The organism is Thermotoga sp. 38H-to (genome assembly GCF_011057665.1).
GTDB lineage: Bacteria > Thermotogota > Thermotogae > Thermotogales > Thermotogaceae > Thermotoga.
In genome coordinates, this window is the sequence record NZ_LNFZ01000001.1 from 291,540 (window position 1) to 309,098 (window position 17,559).

The following is a 17,559-nucleotide window of genomic DNA, read 5'->3' on the forward strand; positions in this document are numbered from 1 at the left end:
ATACCTCTAAGGAATTATTGAAACATTTTCTCCATCTGAAGAAGCAATTTTAAAAATAGCGTTTCCATACCTCTAAGGAATTATTGAAACATAGACGAAAAACGGAACTGGATAAGCGAAACTGAAAGGTTTCCATACCTCTAAGGAATTATTGAAACACTCCATGCGATATAACGGAAGGAGGGGATTGAGAAGTTTCCATACCTCTAAGGAATTATTGAAACCTTTTGCAGAACGTCTATGATAGTATCACTCCTATTCTGTTTCCATACCTCTAAGGAATTATTGAAACTAGCTTTATTTCGGTGATGTATCGTTTTCCGTTCCTGAAGTTTCCATACCTCTAAGGAATTATTGAAACTGATTTCCTCACTTACCTTCTCGATGTTTTGAAAAAGTTTCCATACCTCTAAGGAATTATTGAAACAGATTTCGAATGGTGGTATGTCCAGTACAGGACGGAGGTTTCCATACCTCTAAGGAATTATTGAAACTTAGGATGGTAAGGTTTAGTGGAAAAAATTTTAAGGTGTTTCCATACCTCTAAGGAATTATTGAAACCCCATTGAGTTCAGGAGAATTTATACCACAAACACACTCTGAAAGCAAGATGTTTTTTGAACTTCCATATTCTCTCTTTCCATAAACCATTCTAACACACAAGAGAGCACCTTCAAGTACTGTTTGGAAAAATGGAATAATTGCATAGTTCAACAACGAAAGAACACAAGCAAAAAACAGAAGATAAATTATATCAACCTACGTCGGGGCATTTTGGGGTGTTTCTGGTAAAAATCGATTAGTTCTATGTTTCACAAATAGATGAAAGAAGGTATTCCTCAATGTGTTAGAAATTAACTGTTAACTTCCTGAATTCAAAGCACTTACATGTCATCGATTACCACAAATTCTCTTCATATTGTCTCTTCATATCATCCATTATTCCCTTTTTAACGCATAGCTTCCGGTACCACAAACCCGCATGAAATTTTTCGTTACCGGTAATTGCATACTCTGTATCGTCCTTCCACTGCCAGTCACACGCATCACCCACTTTGTGAATGATTGGAACTAATCTGGTTTTGATGCATAAAACAAAGATAGGCTTTGCTTTCAAAGTGTTGTCTAACGTCACAACCATATGTTCTCGAGTTCAAAGACTTCGAGTTTCACTTGGTTCGATTTGACAGAAAGAATGTTGTAAACGTTCTCTGGATGGATCCTAAAGGAAAAAGCTATGGAGTCGTTGAAGAAAAATTCTACAGAACACGAATCCAAGAAAGCTCGTATTCTATTTGTAGCTTCATCTTCGACTGTCGACTTTCTAACTTCTCCACCTGAAACACCAGATCTCGTTGTATCCACGATTAATTCGTCTCGACTCTTCGTTATCACCACTTCTTCAGATTCATTTCCCATTCGAAGTTCGATTTCTCCGCTGAATTCACACACAATTTCATAACTGTTTTCCTTGACATCCAGCAGAAATGTTCCGGACTTTGCAGTTTCGAAAACCTTTCTCTTTCTGAGAGCCAAGAGTTCATCCACCGGTTTCACCTTCAACTCGTTGTTTTCTACATACAGCTCCCTAGGAAGACTCATGACACCGTTCCATCCTTCTCGTTTTGTCGGGTAAAGCCCTGTTCTCAACCAGCTTTGAAGCCATCCGATAACTACAACTCTGTCTGTTCCAAAGAAAGTTTGAGCAGCGTAGAAATCCGTTCCGTGATCGAGAAGCCCCCGCTTTTCGACATTCAGTTTTCCTTCCTTTAACTCTCCCATGGAAAACAGAACGCTGTTTGTACTCGTTATCGAGTATATGAGGATATCTTTCTCTCCAATTCTCACAAGATCGGGACACTCTATTTCTTTTGTGGTTTCATCTTCGAAGATCACACCCTCGTACTTCCAGTGAAAAAGGTCATCTGAGGTATAGAGAAGCACTCTTCCAATCTTCTCATCTTTACCAGATCCCAGTACCATTCGCCACTCACCGTTGCTTCTGTTCACCTTCGGGTCTCTGAAGGCGTGCGTCCCTTCCTCTGGGGGTTTAGATATGACCGGGTTTCCATCGTACTTTACGAAATCCAATCCGTTTTCACTCATAGCCACACACTGGGTTTCTTTTTCTCCTTTGTTGTGTGTCGGATCGCGGTAGTAGGTGTACACGAGAAACATTTTCCCATCTTTCTCGACAGCGCTTCCAGAGAACACTCCGTGTGTTTCATCGTCGGGATATAGAGCAACGGGAAGGTGTCTCCAGTGAACGAGATCGTCGCTCACCGCGTGGCCCCAGCAGATGTTTCCCCACTCAGGTTTTCTGGGATTATACTGATAGAACATATGATATTTTCCCTTCCAGAAGATCAAACCGTTCGGATCGTTCATCCAGCCTGTTATCGGGAAAAAGTGATAATTCGGCTTGAACATATCACTTTCCTCCTATTTCTTCTACCACCTCGTTAACAACTTTCACCACTTCATCGTGGATCAACCCGTTCGAGAAGATGAAATTCTTCGAGAAAGCGTTTGCTTCCTTTCCGGAGAAATCCGTGACCATTCCTCCCGCTTCCTTCACGATTATCAGACCGGCTGCTATATCCCAGGGATTTATCCTCCAGGTGACGAAAAAGTCAACCCTTCCTGCACCAACGTAAGCGGCGTTCAGCGCGGCACTTCCAAGAATCCGAATCCTTCTGGTCCTCTTTTCCATCCTCTCGATGAATTTCCCGGTGAAATCCACGTAGCTACCAGTGGAACCAACACACTCTTCGAGGCTGGCGTTCTCAGACACTCTGATTCTCTCACCGTTGAAGAAGGCACCGCTTCCTTCCTCAGCGTAGAGTGTTTCGTTGAGAGCAGGGGCGTGGACGACCCCTAGCTTGACTTCTCCGTTTTCAACGTAGGCCAAAGAGATGGAAAAGTTCGGAAGGCCGTGAACGAAGTTTATCGTTCCATCTATCGGGTCTATTATCCAGAGCCTGTCTCCTTTTTCGAATATTCCTTCTTCGGCCATGATGTTTTCGTCAGGGAAGAATTTTCTTATCTCATCGACTATCATTCTCTGGGCTTCTCTGTCTATCTCTGTGACTATGTCCTTGAAACCGGTTTTTTTCTCGACGTTGTCCACCCTTCCCCAGTGTATCATGAGGAGGTGTCCCACCTTTCTCAAAAGCTTTATAGAAAAGTCCAGTCTGTCCAATTCGATCCCTCCCTCTAAAAAAATTAACGGCTCCCCTGAGGGAGCCTGCTGGTGGGTGCGGCAGGACTCGAACCTGCGACCTCTTCCTCGTGAGGGAAGCGCTCTCCCACTGAGCTACGCACCCATCCGTCTATGGATTTTACAACAAAATCTCCATTATGTCAAAACACCTTTTATGATCATCTCCGTTGCTTCTTCCTCTGTGAGGCCCTTCGCCATGAGTGTCTCGAGCTGTTTTGCGTTCACCCTTCCTATCGAGGCTTCATGGGTGAGTTCAGAGGTGTCGTTTTTCACCACAAGGACCGGAAGGGCTCTCACATCCACCGCATCTCCTTTCGTGATCTCAAGACATTCCACGTGTCCTCTGGTGTGAGGAGCGTTTCCATAGACTTCGTTCACAACAGAAACCCTCGATCTGTCCAGTGCAACCGCGTTTGTTTTGGCAAGACCCCTTGCTCCTTTTCCGTTCAATCTCAGTATCTCCTTCACCTCTACATCGTCGTCTTCGATTGCCTTTACTTTCGTGTAGAGCTCTCCTACTGCATCCCTTTCCAGCTCGGCGTCCATGAACACCCTCAAAGTCCCTATCCTGGTTTTCACCAGAGTGAACGTGTTCCGGTAAACGGCACCCTCTCCAACTTCTGCTATCGATCTTGTGATCAGGTTTATGGATCCCGTTTCGCTGTGCATGTGCTCGTCGTGGTACTCCATCCAGGCTCCTTCTTCCAGTTCCACGTTCATCAAGGCGTCGTGTGTGAAATCTTCGGTCCACGGAAAAACACAGTGTGCCACAAAGATCGCTTTCGCGTTTTTCTCGAGCCTTATATTGAACACAACACGTTGCAGTCCTTTCTTTTCTAAGTACCCCGTACACACGTGGACGGGATACTCCACCACCACACCTTCTTTTATCCTCATGTCCACCTGAACACCGTTCTCTATCCTGTAGGGAGTGAGTTCTACTCCCTCCACACCGTTGAGTCCTATGACCTTGTCACCGCTTATTATGATGGAGGCTATCCTCCTGTCGAGGAACTTCGAAACGTCTCCCCCTGCCTTTTCGTAGGCCTTTGCCAGTGCTTCGAATTCTCTTCTGTAGTCTTTTACGATCATACGATCATCTCCCCTGATGGTTCATTCGGATGATCACATCTGTCACAGCTGTTTTTGTAGAACTGCACGATTTCAGACGGGTTTCCTTCTTTCAAGATGGAGCCGTGACAGATGAGAAAGGCGTAGTCGCTCTCCAGTGCGATTTCTTCCCTGTGAGTGACTAAGATCACAGAGCCACCCGCACTCACGAGTTCCGAGAGAACCTTCTCTATCATCTCAAGACTCATAATATCTATCCCGGAGTCTGGCTCATCGAGGATGGTGTATCTAGGTTTCATAAGAAGAATACTCGCCAGTTCTACCCTCTTTCTCTCTCCACCGCTCAGCTTTTCATCGACGTTTCTTTCCAAGTAGAGTGCCGGATTCAAACCAACGAGTTCTAAGACCCTTTCGAGCTCCTCTTTCGATACTTTTCTTCTTCCGCCGAGAGTCAAATAGTCTCTGATCTTGATTCCTGTGAATCGAGCGGGCTCCTGCCACATGAGGGTGATCCCTCTTTTGGCTCTCTCTGTTACGGAAAGATCGGTGATGTCCTCACCGTCGAGGAGTATCTTTCCCCTGGTGGGTCTGTAGCCCTCAAGCCCCATGATCAAATAGGCGAGAGTGCTTTTTCCCGCACCGTTGGTTCCCAGTATGGAGTAAACCCTTTGTTTTTCGAAGCGAGCGTTTATTCCCTTCAGGATAGCCTTTCCCTCTACCTCGTACCACACATCGATGAGCTCCAGCACATTCATCACCTCAAATTGAGTCTAACACGAAATCACCTGTTGAGCACCAGAAGTTCCACGAATTTCCCAGTAGTGTAAACATACGACAGGATCGAGATAACTACAAGAGCAGGAAGATGCATTCCAAAGAGAGAAAAAACGAATACAACGAACAACCTAACATCCCTGGAGGCAAAACCGGATAGCTTTCCGACGAGAGCCGGGTGGGTACCAAACACCTTCCCAACACTGTGAAGGTAACTCACCATGAGAGAACCGCTGACGGCAAGAACTGACCAGAGGAGTAAGGAAAGAGAGGGACCATCTTTCAAGCAACCGTAAAGAGACAGCCCAAGAACGGCCAGTATATCCACGAACCTGTCCAACATCGTATCGAAAAAAGCCCCCCAGTTTGAAGACATGTTTCTTGCGCGTGCGAGCTCTCCATCCACTCCGTCCAGAACAGAAGAGACCTGAACAAGAATTCCTGCGATCCACGGAAGCTTGAGAAGATAAAACGGAAACGCGAGAACACCAACAAGAAAGCTGATGAAAGACATCTGGTTGGGTGTTATCTGCCAGTTTTTTTCGAGAATGAGATTTGTGATCCTTGAGGAAAATCTCCTGTTTATCAGAGAAGAAATCCACCCATCGGTGGATTTTCTCAGCATGCCACTCCCTCCTTTATCTTTTTCATCAACTCATAAACCTTTTCATTCAAATCCTCGGGAGAGTCTATTTCTGTCCACAGAGCATTTCCAAAATCGAACACCTTAACGATCATGCCCGTGTCAACCGCCTTCTGCAGCACATGGTACAGAGAAATTTCCTCAGTCCACGAAAAACTCTCCTTGAGGCTGTAAACCTTTTTCGTCATCACAAAAACACCCGTGTCGAAATAGTTGTACTCATCGATTCTCTTTCCGATCTTAACGATCCGATCTTCATTTACTAATACTTTACTCGCCTCTTCAGGATCTATCAGGTCACTTCTCTTACTCACACCGAGTTTTATATGGAATTCATCCTCACTGAAAGCACTTTTCAGTGCCTCAGGTGGAAAGAGAGAATCGCCACACGAGAGAAAGAATTTCTCGCTCTCCACGTAAGGTTCACTCAGGAAGAAAGAATACGCGTTGCCGAGTTCCACCTTTTTGTTCTCAACGACAATCCCCTCGACACCCAGATCATTCAGAACCTTCTCTCCGAGATCTCTATAGCCCTCTGAGACGACAAGAACGAATCTTTCAACACCGTTTTTCATCAGGGAGATCATCGGATATTTTACGAGCTCACAACCGTCGAACCTGTAAAAGACCTTCGGAACGTCTCCGGTAACCGATCTGAGTCTTTTTCCAGCTCCGGAAGCCAGCACAATGGCCTCTCTCACAGAACCACCCCCACGAAAAGAAATGAGGGGCTCAAGCCCCTCACAGCCACTTCGGTTTCAATCCCGCCCAGATTCTCATCTTCTCGTAAGCAATGATTCTTGGGATGTTCTTTTCTTCCGCCGGTCCCGGGTTCTTCATGTAGAAGGCGTTCACTGGGTAGACCGTTCCGAACTCCTTCCTGTCGAGTGCGATCTTTCCGAGTCTCACAAGGTCAACAAGGAGACCTCCAAGAGCCGGGCTGTCGTTTATTCTTCCGTTTATCATGAGCTCATCTGTAGCACCGTTGAAACTCACGTACTCGATGTGAATGGCTATGAACTTTTTATCTCCAAGTGGTTCAAGATACCCTGTAGGTTTTATGTAATGCGGTGCATCGTAACCGAGAATGTCCTTCACTATACTGGATTTGGTGAATTCTTTACTCTTGTTCTTTCCATCGTCTGTGAGCGCTAGAAAGTCCATGTTTCCTCCTATGTTGAACTGCGCAACATCTTTGACGTACCTGTTTCTCTGGGCAAGATGGCTGAGAACGTCCGCTGTGAACGGTGTGGCACCGGTAGCACCGTCGTCTCCGAAAACGACGAGGTTGTTCTCTTTCGCGAGCTCAACGAAAGCCGGGTCGTTCGCTATGAAGGTCGGAATAACGTTCACAAAAGCCGCCCCTCCACGCTTGTTCGCGTACAGAGCCGCCGCGTAAGCGTACACCTGAGTTGCAGTGAGTCTCTCTTTGTCGTTGTTTTCGATAGCTTTCAGAAGATCTTCTTTGTTCCCGAAGGGTATGAAAGCCTCCGTGGTACAGGTGTTCACGATCACATCGGGATCGAGTTCTGTCCATTCCTTGACAAGAGTGTCAACCGCTTCCTTCAGAGTCATGCTGTCTTCGAGACCTTCAGCTTCGATGGGGAGGTTCCTCACGCTTCCAAGGTGTACTCCTTTGCGAATCTCAGGATCACTCGTCAGCGAGTCAACATCGTTCCAGTACTGCTTCACCACTTCGCTCAGTTTCTTTCCAATCTTCGCTCTGTCCACGTCGTAGCTTCCCACAATCTTGATGTCTTTAAAGTCGATGGGAAGTTCCCTTGCAAGGGGCACTCCGTAAGGTTCTATTTCCCCTTTCCTGAGCTTTTCAAGTCCAGCAACAAATGTACTGGCAACGTAGCCCTGTCCGAGGATCAGGACCTTGACCATGCGTTTCACCTCCTTAACTTTTATTCGCGGATTTTATCTGGAAGAAAAACATTGTATGGAGGGATTAGATTAAAAGCCAAGTCTATTATATCACGTTTTTACAGTCATATATTTCAAGTGCTTTACCAATAGTTTTCTTTTTAGTGAATCAGTTTGTTTACAAAACTTGTGAAGTAGGTAACAACATATATCACTCCCTTGACTTCTCCTGAAAAATAGTGAAAAATATAACGTGAAAAGGTTCACGATTTGAAAGGAACGATGGACATGATTGTGAGAGTATGTATGGGGAGTTCTTGTCATTTGAAGGGATCTTACGAGGTTGTCAGGAGATTTCAAGAGCTTCAAAAGAAATACAACTTCAAGCTGTACGGTTCATTGTGTTTCGGAAACTGCTCTCAGGGAGTCTGCGTTGAAATCGATGGACAACTGTTCAGCAGAGTAACTCCTGAAAATGCTGAGGAAATTCTAAAGAGGGTGCTTCAAAATGGCTGAACTCATATTCTCGAGAGAAACGGATTGCAGATACTGCTACAAGTGCTTGAGAAACTGTCCTGTTAAAGCCATATCTTTCAAATCGGGAAAATCAACAGTTTTAGAAGAAGAATGTGTTTTTTGCGGGTTATGTTTAGATATCTGTCCTCAGAATGCAAGAAGCTATCGGAAAGACGTTGGAAGATTTCTGAGTTTGTCCAGACCGTTTCTTGTTTCCATAGCACCGTCGTTTTTCGCTTACTTTGAAAATCCTCTGAGAGTTATCGGTATTTTGAAAGAGATGGGTGCTGTGGTTGTTCAGGAAACAGCCGTGGGTGCGGAGATCGTTTCCAGAAGGTACGAAGAGGTCTTTGAAAAACACCCTGGTCCCCTCATAACAACTGCCTGTCCCGTGGTTGTTAATCTCGCTGAGAAACATTTTCCTAATGTTTTGAAATATTTTGCACCTGTTGATTCTCCTCTGATGGCGCACGCGAAGTTTTTGAAGACACGATACGGTGACTTCCCAATTGTGTTTGTTGGACCATGCATAGCAAAGAAATCCGAAAGCGACCTCGTTGACGTTGCACTCACCTTCGAAGAACTCGAGGAGATCCTCGAAGAAAGAGAAGGAAAAGAAGCTCTTCCGGACGGTCCGTATCCAGACAGGGCTCGGTTTTATCCGACAACGGACGGTATAGGCTACACCGTTTCTGTCCCATGGGAAAAAAAGCTCGTGGTTGAAGGTATCGAAAACCTGATGAGAGTCTTTTCCAGGATAGATGAATACAAAAGTGTTTTCATAGAGGCTTCCGCATGCTACGGCAGCTGTTTGAACGGACCTGTGATGAAGAAAAAAAGCAACGGAAAAGAAAGGCTTCTTGAATGGCAGAAGAAACTCCCAAAAGAACCGAAGGTGAATCACCTCAAGATCGATACCTTCAGGAGCTACAGAAACAAGTCCAGGAACGTGGAAGTTCCAGAAGAGGAAATAAAAAAGGTTCTCGTGTCCATAGGAAAAGACGATCCGTCCAAAGAGTTGAACTGCGGTGCGTGTGGATACGATTCGTGCCGTGAAAAAGCCAGGGCCGTGGTCCTTGGAAAAGCGGAAAAGGAGATGTGCTTTGTGTACCTGCTTGATCTGGTCAAATCTTCCAGTTACAGGGTCGTTGAAGAGTCTCCGAACGCTGTATTCGTTTTGAAAGACGAAAAAGTGATCTACAGAAACAGGGTAGCTGGGGAACTGATCCAGAAGGATCCTGGGATCCTGGAATGTGCGAAGGGCTCTGTGGGAGAAACTCTCAACATCGAAGGGAAGAGATTCTTCTTTGTGAAGGAATTTTCTCTCGAGGATGGAGAAGAAGTCATCATGCTAGTGGATATTACGCAGGAAAAACTGAAAGACGAAGAGCTCGACAAGGTAAAAAAGGAAACACTCAGAAAGGTCGAAGAAATGCTGAACAAACAAATGAGAATCGCTCAAGAAATTGCTGGGATACTCGGTGAATCCATCGCGGAAACCAAGAGCAGTTTCATGGAGCTGAAGAGGTTCATGGAGGGAGAAAATGCTGACCTGTGATGTCTTTTTTGCCTCGAAGAACAAAAAAGGCGAAGAGGTGTGTGGAGACTCGATAAAAGTCAAGAGAGAAAGTGAAAAAATAGTGGTCAGCATTTCCGACGGACTGGGAAGCGGGATAAAAGCGAGTATTCTCTCAACTCTCACATCAACCATAGCCTCCACGATGCTGATAAAAGGTCTTCCTGTAGCAGATGTGTTCAGAACGATCCTCGCGACACTCCCCATTTGCAGAGTAAGAAAAATCAGCTACTCCAATTTGTGCTCCGTGGTGTGCGACTTCAAAAACAATACCTGCACCGTCGTCGAATACGAGTTTCCGGTTGTGATGCTGTTCAAAGGAGAAAGAAGGGTCTTTCCTGAGAAGCTGGAACTCGAGATAGAAGGAAAAAAAGTGTTCGTATGGCAGTTTCAACCTGAAGCTGGAACTCTACTCTTTCTGGCAACGGATGGACTCTCTCAGGCGGGAATGGGAACGGATCTTTTTCCACTGGGTTTCGGTGTGGAAAACATAGAAAAAGAGATGAAGCATCTTCTGAAAAACCACGTTTCTCCCGAAAACATCGTCAGGCACTTTGTAAAGCTCGCAGAAAAACTGGACCAAGAAGTGAGAGGGGATGATACACTCGTTGCTTGCTTGAATTTCCGAGAAAAGCGCATTCTGAATCTGTTCGTCGGACCACCTGAGGACAGAAAAAAAGACGAAGAGTACGTGAGAACGTTTCTCAGCCTTCCTGGAAAAAAGATCGTTTGCGGAGGAACAACAGGTCAGATCTTTGAAAGGGTTACAGGAAAGAAAGTTGAGATCGATCTGTACACCCTCTCGGAAAACTCTCCGCCTGTTGGATACATGGAAGGAATCGATCTCATGACGGAAGGAATCGTCACCCTGACTCAGGTGTTCAGGTACCTCGAAGGGCAATCGGACGAACTGGGGTACGGTGCAAAATTCATCGTCAAAAGTCTTCTGGAGGCCGATGAAATCAACTTCTTCGTTGGAAGGGCAATAAACCCGGCTCATCAGAATCCTCTGTTCAGCCACGATATCTCTTTGAAGTTCAGACTGGTCAAGGATATCGCTCAGATCCTTCGAGAAAGGGGAAAAATAGTGAACGTTCAATACTGTTAGGAGGTGTTGGCGTTGGAAAGACACTTCGAAAAGGTCGAAGAAATTTTGAAGAAATACGGTTACAAGAGAGAGAATCTGATAAAGATCCTCCTCGAGATCCAGGAGATCTACAGGTACCTTCCGGAGGATGTGATCAACTACGTGAGCACCGCTATGGGAATTCCTCCCGCAAAGATCTACGGAGTGGCGACTTTTTACGCTCAGTTCTCTCTGAAACCAAAAGGAAAGTACGCGATCATGGTGTGCGATGGGACTGCCTGTCACATGGCAGGATCTCCAGAAGTACTCAAAGCAATCGAAGAAGAAACGGGTCTCACTCCTGGAAACGTCACGGAAGATCTCATGTTCAGTCTCGATCAGGTTGGATGCCTCGGAGCCTGCGCGCTCGCACCGGTCATGGTGATAAACGGTGAGGTCTATGGAAACCTCACGGCCGATAAGGTGAAAGAAATCCTGAGAAAAATAAAAGAGAAAGAGAGGGAGAGCGCCAATGTTTAAGAACGCGAAAGAGTTCGTCCAGTACGCAAACAAACTGAAAACCCTGAGAGAGAAAAAACTGAACGGTGTCTCTATATACGTCTGCGTCGGAACTGGTTGTACTGCGAAAGGTGCTCTCAAAGTTTACAGCGCTTTCGAAGAAGAGCTCAAAAAGAGAAACCTCCTCGGACAGGTCACGCTGGAAAAGATCGATGATGACAAAGTCACGTTGAACAGAACAGGGTGCTGTGGAAGGTGTTCTTCCGGTCCCCTCGTGAAGATCATGCCCTACAGGTTCTTCTATTCAAATGTTGTACCCGAAGATGTCCCGGAGATCGTGGACAGAACCGTCCTCAAGGGTGAGCCCATAGAAAGACTCTTTCTGACGGATCCCCTCACGGGAGAAAAGGTTCCCAGAATAGAGGACACCACGCTTTTCAAAAACCAGGATTTCTACATCATGGAAGCCATAGGTGAGTCCGAGTGTGACAGTATAGAAGACTACATCGCACGGGGTGGATACGAGTCTCTCGTCAAAGCCCTCACTTCAATGACACCGGAAGAAATCATAGAAACGGTGAAGGCATCCGGTCTCAGAGGAAGAGGTGGAGGAGGATTTCCAACAGGTCTCAAATGGGAATTCACCAGAAAAGCGCAGGGTGATATAAAATTCGTCGTCTGCAACGGTGACGAAGGAGATCCCGGAGCGTTCATGAACAGAACCCTCCTCGAGAGAGACCCCCATCTCGTTCTCGAGGGAATGATAATAGCGGGTTACGCGGTTGGTGCGCAGAAAGGCTACGCTTACATAAGGGCTGAGTATCCGTTCGCTGTCAAAATGTTCAAAAAAGCCATAGAAGATGCCAGAAAACTCGGTCTTCTTGGGGAAAACATACTCGGTACTGGATTCTCTTTCGACCTCGAGGTGAAGGAAGGTGCCGGCGCGTTCGTCTGCGGTGAAGAAACAGCACTGCTCGCTTCCATAGAAGGGAAAAGAGGTATGCCCAGACCAAAGCCACCGTTCCCGGCTCAATCCGGTCTCTGGGGTAAACCCACCCTCATAAACAACGTGGAAACATACGCGAACATACCAAGAATACTCAGAGACGGTGTGGAAAACTACAGAAAACGCGGAACGGAAAACTCACCGGGAACCAAGATGTTCTCCGTTGCCGGTCCCCTCAAAGCCACCGGTATCATCGAAGTTGAATTCGGCACCACCTTGAGAGATATCATCTACAACATATGTGGAGGATTCGTTGAAGGAGAAGAGTTCAAAGCGGTTCAGATTGGAGGACCGTCCGGAGCGTGTCTTTCCGAAGATTTCATCGACATGCCCCTCGATTACGACACACTGAAGAAAGCTGATGCGATGGTAGGATCCGGTGGAATAGTCGTGATTACAAAGAAAACGTGTATGGTAGAGGTTGCAAGGTTCTTCCTCGATTTCACCAAGAGGGAATCCTGTGGAAAGTGCGTGCCGTGCAGGGAAGGCACCATGCAGGCGTACAACATATTGGAAAAGTTCACCCACGGAAAAGCTACATACGAGGATCTCAAAGCTCTCGAACACCTCTCAAAAACAATAAAGACCGCTTCTCTCTGTGGGCTCGGAAAGACCGCTCCCAACCCCATTCTCAGTACCCTGAAGCTCTTCAGAGAGGAGTACATTGCACACATCGAAGGAGAATGTCCAAGCGGAATGTGTACGGCGTTCAAGAAATACGTCATCAACCCGGATATCTGTAAAGGCTGTGGACTCTGTGCCAGATCCTGTCCACAGAACGCCATAACCGGAGAAAGAGGAAAACCGTACACGATAAATCAGGAGAAGTGTGTCAAGTGCGGTCTCTGTGCGAGTAAATGTCCGTTCAAAGCCATAGAGCTTGTCTGAGGAGGGAAGAAAAATGAAAATTTACGTTGATGGAAAAGAAGTTATCATAAATGACAACGAGCGTAACCTCCTTGAAGCGCTGAAGAACGTGGGGATAGAGATTCCGAATCTGTGTTATCTTTCGGAGGCTTCTATATATGGAGCCTGTAGAATGTGCCTTGTGGAGATCGACGGTCAGATCACCACTTCCTGTACCCTGAAACCTTACGAAGGTATGAAGGTAAAAACGAACACCCCCGAAATATACGAAATGAGAAGGAACATCCTCGAACTCATCCTTGCAACTCACAACAGAGACTGTACCACCTGCGATAGAAACGGAAGCTGTAAACTTCAGAAGTACGCTGAAGACTTCGGCATAAGAAAGATCAGATTCGAAGCTCTCAAGAAAGAACACGTCAGGGACGAATCCGCTCCGGTAGTGAGAGATACATCCAAGTGTATCCTCTGCGGTGACTGTGTTCGCGTGTGTGAAGAGATCCAGGGAGTCGGTGTTATCGAGTTCGCCAAGCGCGGTTTTGAAAGCGTCGTGACGACCGCTTTTAATACTCCCCTCATAGAGACAGAGTGTGTGCTCTGCGGACAGTGTGTAGCATACTGTCCAACGGGAGCTCTGAGCATCAGAAACGACATAGACAAGTTGATCGAAGCTCTCGAAAGCGATAAGATCGTGATAGGAATGATCGCACCTGCGGTGAGAGCTGCGATTCAGGAAGAGTTTGGAATAGACGAAGACGTCGCAATGGCGGAAAAACTCGTCTCTTTCCTGAAAACGATAGGCTTCGATAGAGTTTTCGATGTGTCGTTCGGAGCAGATCTTGTCGCCTACGAAGAAGCCCACGAGTTCTACGAAAGACTCAAAAAAGGAGAAAGACTTCCACAGTTCACCTCATGCTGTCCTGCGTGGGTGAAGCACGCTGAGCACACCTATCCTCAGTACCTTCAGAATCTCTCGAGCGTGAAATCACCTCAACAGGCACTTGGCACGGTGATAAAGAAGATCTACGCAAGAAAACTCGGTGTTCCTGAAGAAAAGATCTTCCTCGTTTCGTTCATGCCGTGTACCGCTAAAAAGTTCGAAGCAGAAAGAGAAGAACACAAAGGAATCGTTGACATTGTCCTCACAACAAGAGAACTTGCTCAACTCATCAAGATGAGCAGAATAGACATAAACAGAATAGAACCCCAGCCGTTCGACAGACCTTACGGAGTGTCTTCGCAGGCGGGTCTCGGTTTTGGAAAAGCCGGTGGGGTCTTCTCCTGTGTTCTTTCTGTGTTGAACGAGGAAATCGGCATAGAAAAAGTCGACGTGAAATCTCCAGAAGATGGCATCAGGGTAGCGGAAGTTACACTCAAAGATGGTACGTCTTTCAAAGGAGCTGTCATATACGGTCTTGGTAAGGTGAAGAAGTTCCTCGAAGAAAGAAAAGACGTGGAGATTATCGAAGTAATGGCCTGTAACTACGGATGTGTGGGTGGGGGAGGACAGCCTTACCCGAACGATTCCAGAATCAGAGAACACAGGGCAAAAGTGCTAAGAGACACCATGGGAATAAAATCTCTCCTCACACCCGTGGAAAACCTCTTTCTCATGAAACTCTACGAGGAAGATCTGAAAGACGAACACACAAGACACGAAATTCTCCACACCACCTACCGACCGAGGAGAAGATACCCGGAAAAAGATGTGGAAATACTGCCCGTTCCAAACGGCGAAAAGAGAACGGTGAAAGTCTGTCTTGGAACCTCCTGTTACACGAAAGGGTCTTACGAGATATTGAAAAAGCTTGTCGACTACGTCAAAGAGAACGATATGGAAGGAAAGATAGAAGTGCTGGGAACGTTCTGCGTGGAAAACTGCGGTGCTTCTCCAAACGTGATCGTGGATGATAAAATCATAGGTGGTGCCACTTTTGAGAAGGTGCTGGAGGAGCTTTCGAAAAATGGCTGAAATGATACACCTTCCAAGATCTACCTTTGAAAGGTTGAAGATGTACCGAAAAGTTCTGGAAGCGACAAAAAAACCTTACATCTCCTCCGACGAAATCGCAAGATTTCTCGAAATAAACCCGGATCTTGTGAGAAAAGACTTTTCCTATCTTAACTGTCAGGGAAAGCCCAGGGTCGGCTACGATGTGGAAGAACTCAGAAAAGAACTCGACGATCTCTTCGGAGTGAACAACACCACTAACATGATCATTGTCGGAGCGAATGACCTCGCGAGGGCTTTGTTGAGCTTGGACTTTTCGAAAGCCGGTGTGAAAGTCGTAGCCGTGTTCGATACAGAGAGGGAAAACGTGGGAAAGTTCATAGGAGAATTCGCTGTCAGAGAACTGGACGTTCTGGAAAGAGTCATCAGAAGGTTCGATGCGGAGATAGCCGCACTGTGCGTTTCAAAAGACAGAGCGCAGGCTACAGCCGAATTTCTCATCGAAAAAGGAATAAAAGCCGTATGGAACTTCACGGGAGTTCATCTCGACCTTCCAGAAGGTGTCATAGTCGTGGAAGAGGATCTCACTCAGTCTCTTCTCACAATAAAACATCTTCTGAAGAAATGAAAAACGTCTTGAAAAGAAAAAAAGGGGCGTTCAGCCCCTTTTTTCATTATGGTATAATTCCAGTGCTAAGTTAATCTTCAAAAACATTTCAGCAGGGAGGTTTCAGACATGAGAAGTATCGCCTCTAAAGTTCTGGTAATCGGCGTGGTGGTTGTCCTGGCGTTTTTCGTGACACAGTACGTTCTTCTGAACACAACCGTTTTCAACTCGATCATGGAAAGGAAAAAAGAAGAAGCAAAACACCTGGTTGAATCCGTGTACGGTATTCTGGAGAGAGCCTACGAAATGGAGCAAAAAGGAGAGCTCACAAGAGAACAGGCACAGGAACTGGCAAAATCACTGATAGGAAAGATCCGGTACGACGACAACAACTACTTCTGGATCAACGACACCCATCCCAGAATGGTGTTTCATCCCATCAAACCAGAAATGAACGGTCAGGATCTGAGCAACTACAAGGACCCGAACGGTGTGTACCTGTTCAATGAAATGGTGAAAGTAGCGAAAGAAAAAGGAGAAGGGTTCGTCTCTTATTCTTGGCCCAAAGCAGGAAGCGACAAACCAGAACCCAAGATTTCTTATGTGAAACTCTTCGAGCCCTGGGGATGGATCGTCGGAACTGGAATATACGTGGACGATGTGAAAGTAACGGTCGGAAATCTCATCTTTAGAAATGTTCTGACAGTTTCGGTAATAGGAATCGCAGTGATAATAATGATCTTCTTCTATGGAAGAGTGCTTTCGAGAAAGACGAAAGCCGTTTTGTCTGCCCTCGAGAAGATATCGAGTGGAGATCTGTCTGTCTCCGTTGATATAAAATCGAAGGACGAGTTCGGTCTCATAGCGCAGAAATTGAACGAAACCGTTGGAAATCTCAGAAAGATGGTTCAGGAGATCGATAAATCCCAGGACGAGGTGGAAAGAGTTTCTGAGGAGCTATTCGCCCTCTCCCAACAGCTTCGCAGTGCCCTTGAAGAGATAGCGAGAGCTTCTGACACGATCAGCAAAGAGGTTCAGAACGCTTCCGCGTCCATAGAGGAAGTCACATCAGGTTCTGAAGAAGTTTCCGCCAACTCTCAGAACATTTCCAAACTCATTCAAGAAATCTCGGAAAACGCAGACAACATAGCAGATTTCGCGAGGAACGGTCAGAGGGTCCTCGAAGAGGCGGTCAAAAAGGTGGAAGATGTCTCAGAGAATTCCAGAGAAACGGCCGATGTCGTTTCGAATGTGACGGAGAGCGCAAGAAACATCGAGGAGATTGTAAGAACCATCCAGAGTATCGCAGAGCAGACGAACCTCCTCGCACTGAACGCGGCTATAGAGGCAGCAAGAGCAGGAGAAGCGGGAAGAGGCTTTGCGGTGGTTGCCGATGAGATCAGAAAACTCGCTGAAGAGAGTCAGAAAGCCACAGAAGAGATCAGCCAGATACTCGAAAACATCAGAGAAGGTGTTGAAAGAACGAACGAAATGTCGAAGAAAAATGTGGAGATCACGAAAGATGCCAGAAGACTGGTCGAAGAATCCTACGAAAGCTTCAACCAGATCGTGACCAGAATAGAAGACCTCGCCGCGAGAATCGAAGGAATCGCTGCAAGCGCACAAGAACTCAGCGCAGCCTCCGAAGAGATGAGCAGTGCGCTCGATGCGGTTGCCAAGACAACCACAACGGTCGCAGACGAAGTGGAAGAAGTGTCCGAAAACATAACAGAACAGGAGAAAGCAGCAAAGAGAATAGCAGACATCGGAACAGAACTGAAGAAACTCTCCGATGAATTGAAAGAAGACGTGGAAAAGTTCAAAATCTAATCTGCTAAAATACTAACAGAGAACAAGAGAGCCCTGGGGGA

At 46.3% G+C, this 17,559-nt stretch carries 15 protein-coding genes, 1 tRNA gene and 1 CRISPR repeat array (1 of these 17 cut by a window edge); of the genes, 8 read left to right on the forward strand and 8 right to left on the reverse strand.

Features of this window, described 5'->3' with window-relative positions; genetic code table 11:
• Positions 1-561: a CRISPR direct-repeat array (repeat unit 30 nt; unit sequence GTTTCCATACCTCTAAGGAATTATTGAAAC) (it extends 338 nt beyond the left edge of the window).
• 570 nt (positions 562-1,131) lie between these two features.
• From bfrA to AS158_RS01515, 8 genes are all read right to left on the reverse strand, one after another.
• The gene (bfrA, locus tag AS158_RS01480) at positions 1,132-2,430 is read right to left on the reverse strand and encodes a beta-fructosidase (protein WP_004081649.1); all 1,299 of its coding nucleotides are present in this window, start codon (positions 2,428-2,430) and stop codon (positions 1,132-1,134) included.
• A gap of 1 nt (position 2,431) precedes the next feature.
• Positions 2,432-3,202: a bifunctional fructose-1,6-bisphosphatase/inositol-1-monophosphatase gene (gene suhB, locus AS158_RS01485; protein ID WP_004081652.1), complete on the reverse strand. Its 771-nt coding sequence runs from the start codon at positions 3,200-3,202 to the stop codon at positions 2,432-2,434.
• Positions 3,203-3,251: 49 nt separating this feature from the next.
• A tRNA-Val gene (locus AS158_RS01490) sits at positions 3,252-3,326 on the reverse strand.
• A 32-nt stretch (positions 3,327-3,358) separates the two neighbouring features.
• Complete coding sequence (locus tag AS158_RS01495) at positions 3,359-4,315, reverse strand: SufD family Fe-S cluster assembly protein (RefSeq protein ID WP_165304383.1); 957 nt, start codon at positions 4,313-4,315, stop codon at positions 3,359-3,361.
• Complete coding sequence (locus tag AS158_RS01500) at positions 4,312-5,043, reverse strand: ABC transporter ATP-binding protein (RefSeq protein WP_004081657.1); 732 nt, start codon at positions 5,041-5,043, stop codon at positions 4,312-4,314. Before AS158_RS01500 ends, AS158_RS01495 begins: the two co-directional genes overlap by 4 nt.
• Positions 5,044-5,075: 32 nt before the next feature.
• Positions 5,076-5,693: a CDP-alcohol phosphatidyltransferase family protein gene (locus AS158_RS01505; RefSeq protein WP_004081659.1), complete on the reverse strand. Its 618-nt coding sequence runs from the start codon at positions 5,691-5,693 to the stop codon at positions 5,076-5,078.
• On the reverse strand, positions 5,687-6,412 hold the full coding sequence (locus tag AS158_RS01510) for a sugar phosphate nucleotidyltransferase (RefSeq protein WP_004081661.1): 726 nt from the start codon (positions 6,410-6,412) through the stop codon (positions 5,687-5,689). Before AS158_RS01510 ends, AS158_RS01505 begins: the two co-directional genes overlap by 7 nt.
• 40 nt (positions 6,413-6,452) lie before the next feature.
• Positions 6,453-7,601: an inositol-3-phosphate synthase gene (locus AS158_RS01515; protein WP_012896474.1), complete on the reverse strand. Its 1,149-nt coding sequence runs from the start codon at positions 7,599-7,601 to the stop codon at positions 6,453-6,455.
• A gap of 267 nt (positions 7,602-7,868) precedes the next feature.
• Here AS158_RS01515 and AS158_RS01520 point away from each other — a divergent pair, with 267 nt between their 5' ends.
• The 8 genes from AS158_RS01520 (at position 7,869) to AS158_RS01555 (ending at position 17,518) form a co-directional block, all read left to right on the forward strand.
• On the forward strand, positions 7,869-8,096 hold the full coding sequence (locus AS158_RS01520; RefSeq protein ID WP_012896473.1) for an NAD(P)H-dependent oxidoreductase subunit E: 228 nt from the start codon (positions 7,869-7,871) through the stop codon (positions 8,094-8,096).
• Positions 8,089-9,654: a [Fe-Fe] hydrogenase large subunit C-terminal domain-containing protein gene (locus tag AS158_RS01525; protein WP_011943844.1), complete on the forward strand. Its 1,566-nt coding sequence runs from the start codon at positions 8,089-8,091 to the stop codon at positions 9,652-9,654. The genes AS158_RS01520 and AS158_RS01525 overlap by 8 nt, the downstream gene beginning before the upstream one ends.
• On the forward strand, positions 9,641-10,780 hold the full coding sequence (locus tag AS158_RS01530; protein ID WP_011943843.1) for a SpoIIE family protein phosphatase: 1,140 nt from the start codon (positions 9,641-9,643) through the stop codon (positions 10,778-10,780). The genes AS158_RS01525 and AS158_RS01530 overlap by 14 nt, the downstream gene beginning before the upstream one ends.
• 12 nt (positions 10,781-10,792) lie before the next feature.
• On the forward strand, positions 10,793-11,278 hold the full coding sequence (nuoE, locus tag AS158_RS01535) for an NADH-quinone oxidoreductase subunit NuoE (RefSeq protein WP_011943842.1): 486 nt from the start codon (positions 10,793-10,795) through the stop codon (positions 11,276-11,278).
• Positions 11,271-13,151 carry an NADH-ubiquinone oxidoreductase-F iron-sulfur binding region domain-containing protein gene (locus AS158_RS01540; RefSeq protein ID WP_011943841.1) on the forward strand — a complete coding sequence of 627 codons (1,881 nt, stop codon included), beginning with the start codon at positions 11,271-11,273 and terminating at the stop codon, positions 13,149-13,151. The genes nuoE and AS158_RS01540 overlap by 8 nt, the downstream gene beginning before the upstream one ends.
• A gap of 13 nt (positions 13,152-13,164) precedes the next feature.
• Positions 13,165-15,102: a [Fe-Fe] hydrogenase large subunit C-terminal domain-containing protein gene (locus tag AS158_RS01545; protein WP_165304384.1), complete on the forward strand. Its 1,938-nt coding sequence runs from the start codon at positions 13,165-13,167 to the stop codon at positions 15,100-15,102.
• Positions 15,095-15,709, forward strand: a complete 615-nt coding sequence (locus AS158_RS01550) for a redox-sensing transcriptional repressor Rex (RefSeq protein WP_004081679.1) — start codon at positions 15,095-15,097, stop codon at positions 15,707-15,709. Before AS158_RS01545 ends, AS158_RS01550 begins: the two co-directional genes overlap by 8 nt.
• 108 nt (positions 15,710-15,817) lie before the next feature.
• Positions 15,818-17,518 carry a methyl-accepting chemotaxis protein gene (locus AS158_RS01555; RefSeq protein ID WP_008195112.1) on the forward strand — a complete coding sequence of 567 codons (1,701 nt, stop codon included), beginning with the start codon at positions 15,818-15,820 and terminating at the stop codon, positions 17,516-17,518.
• Positions 17,519-17,559 lie beyond the last annotated feature (41 nt).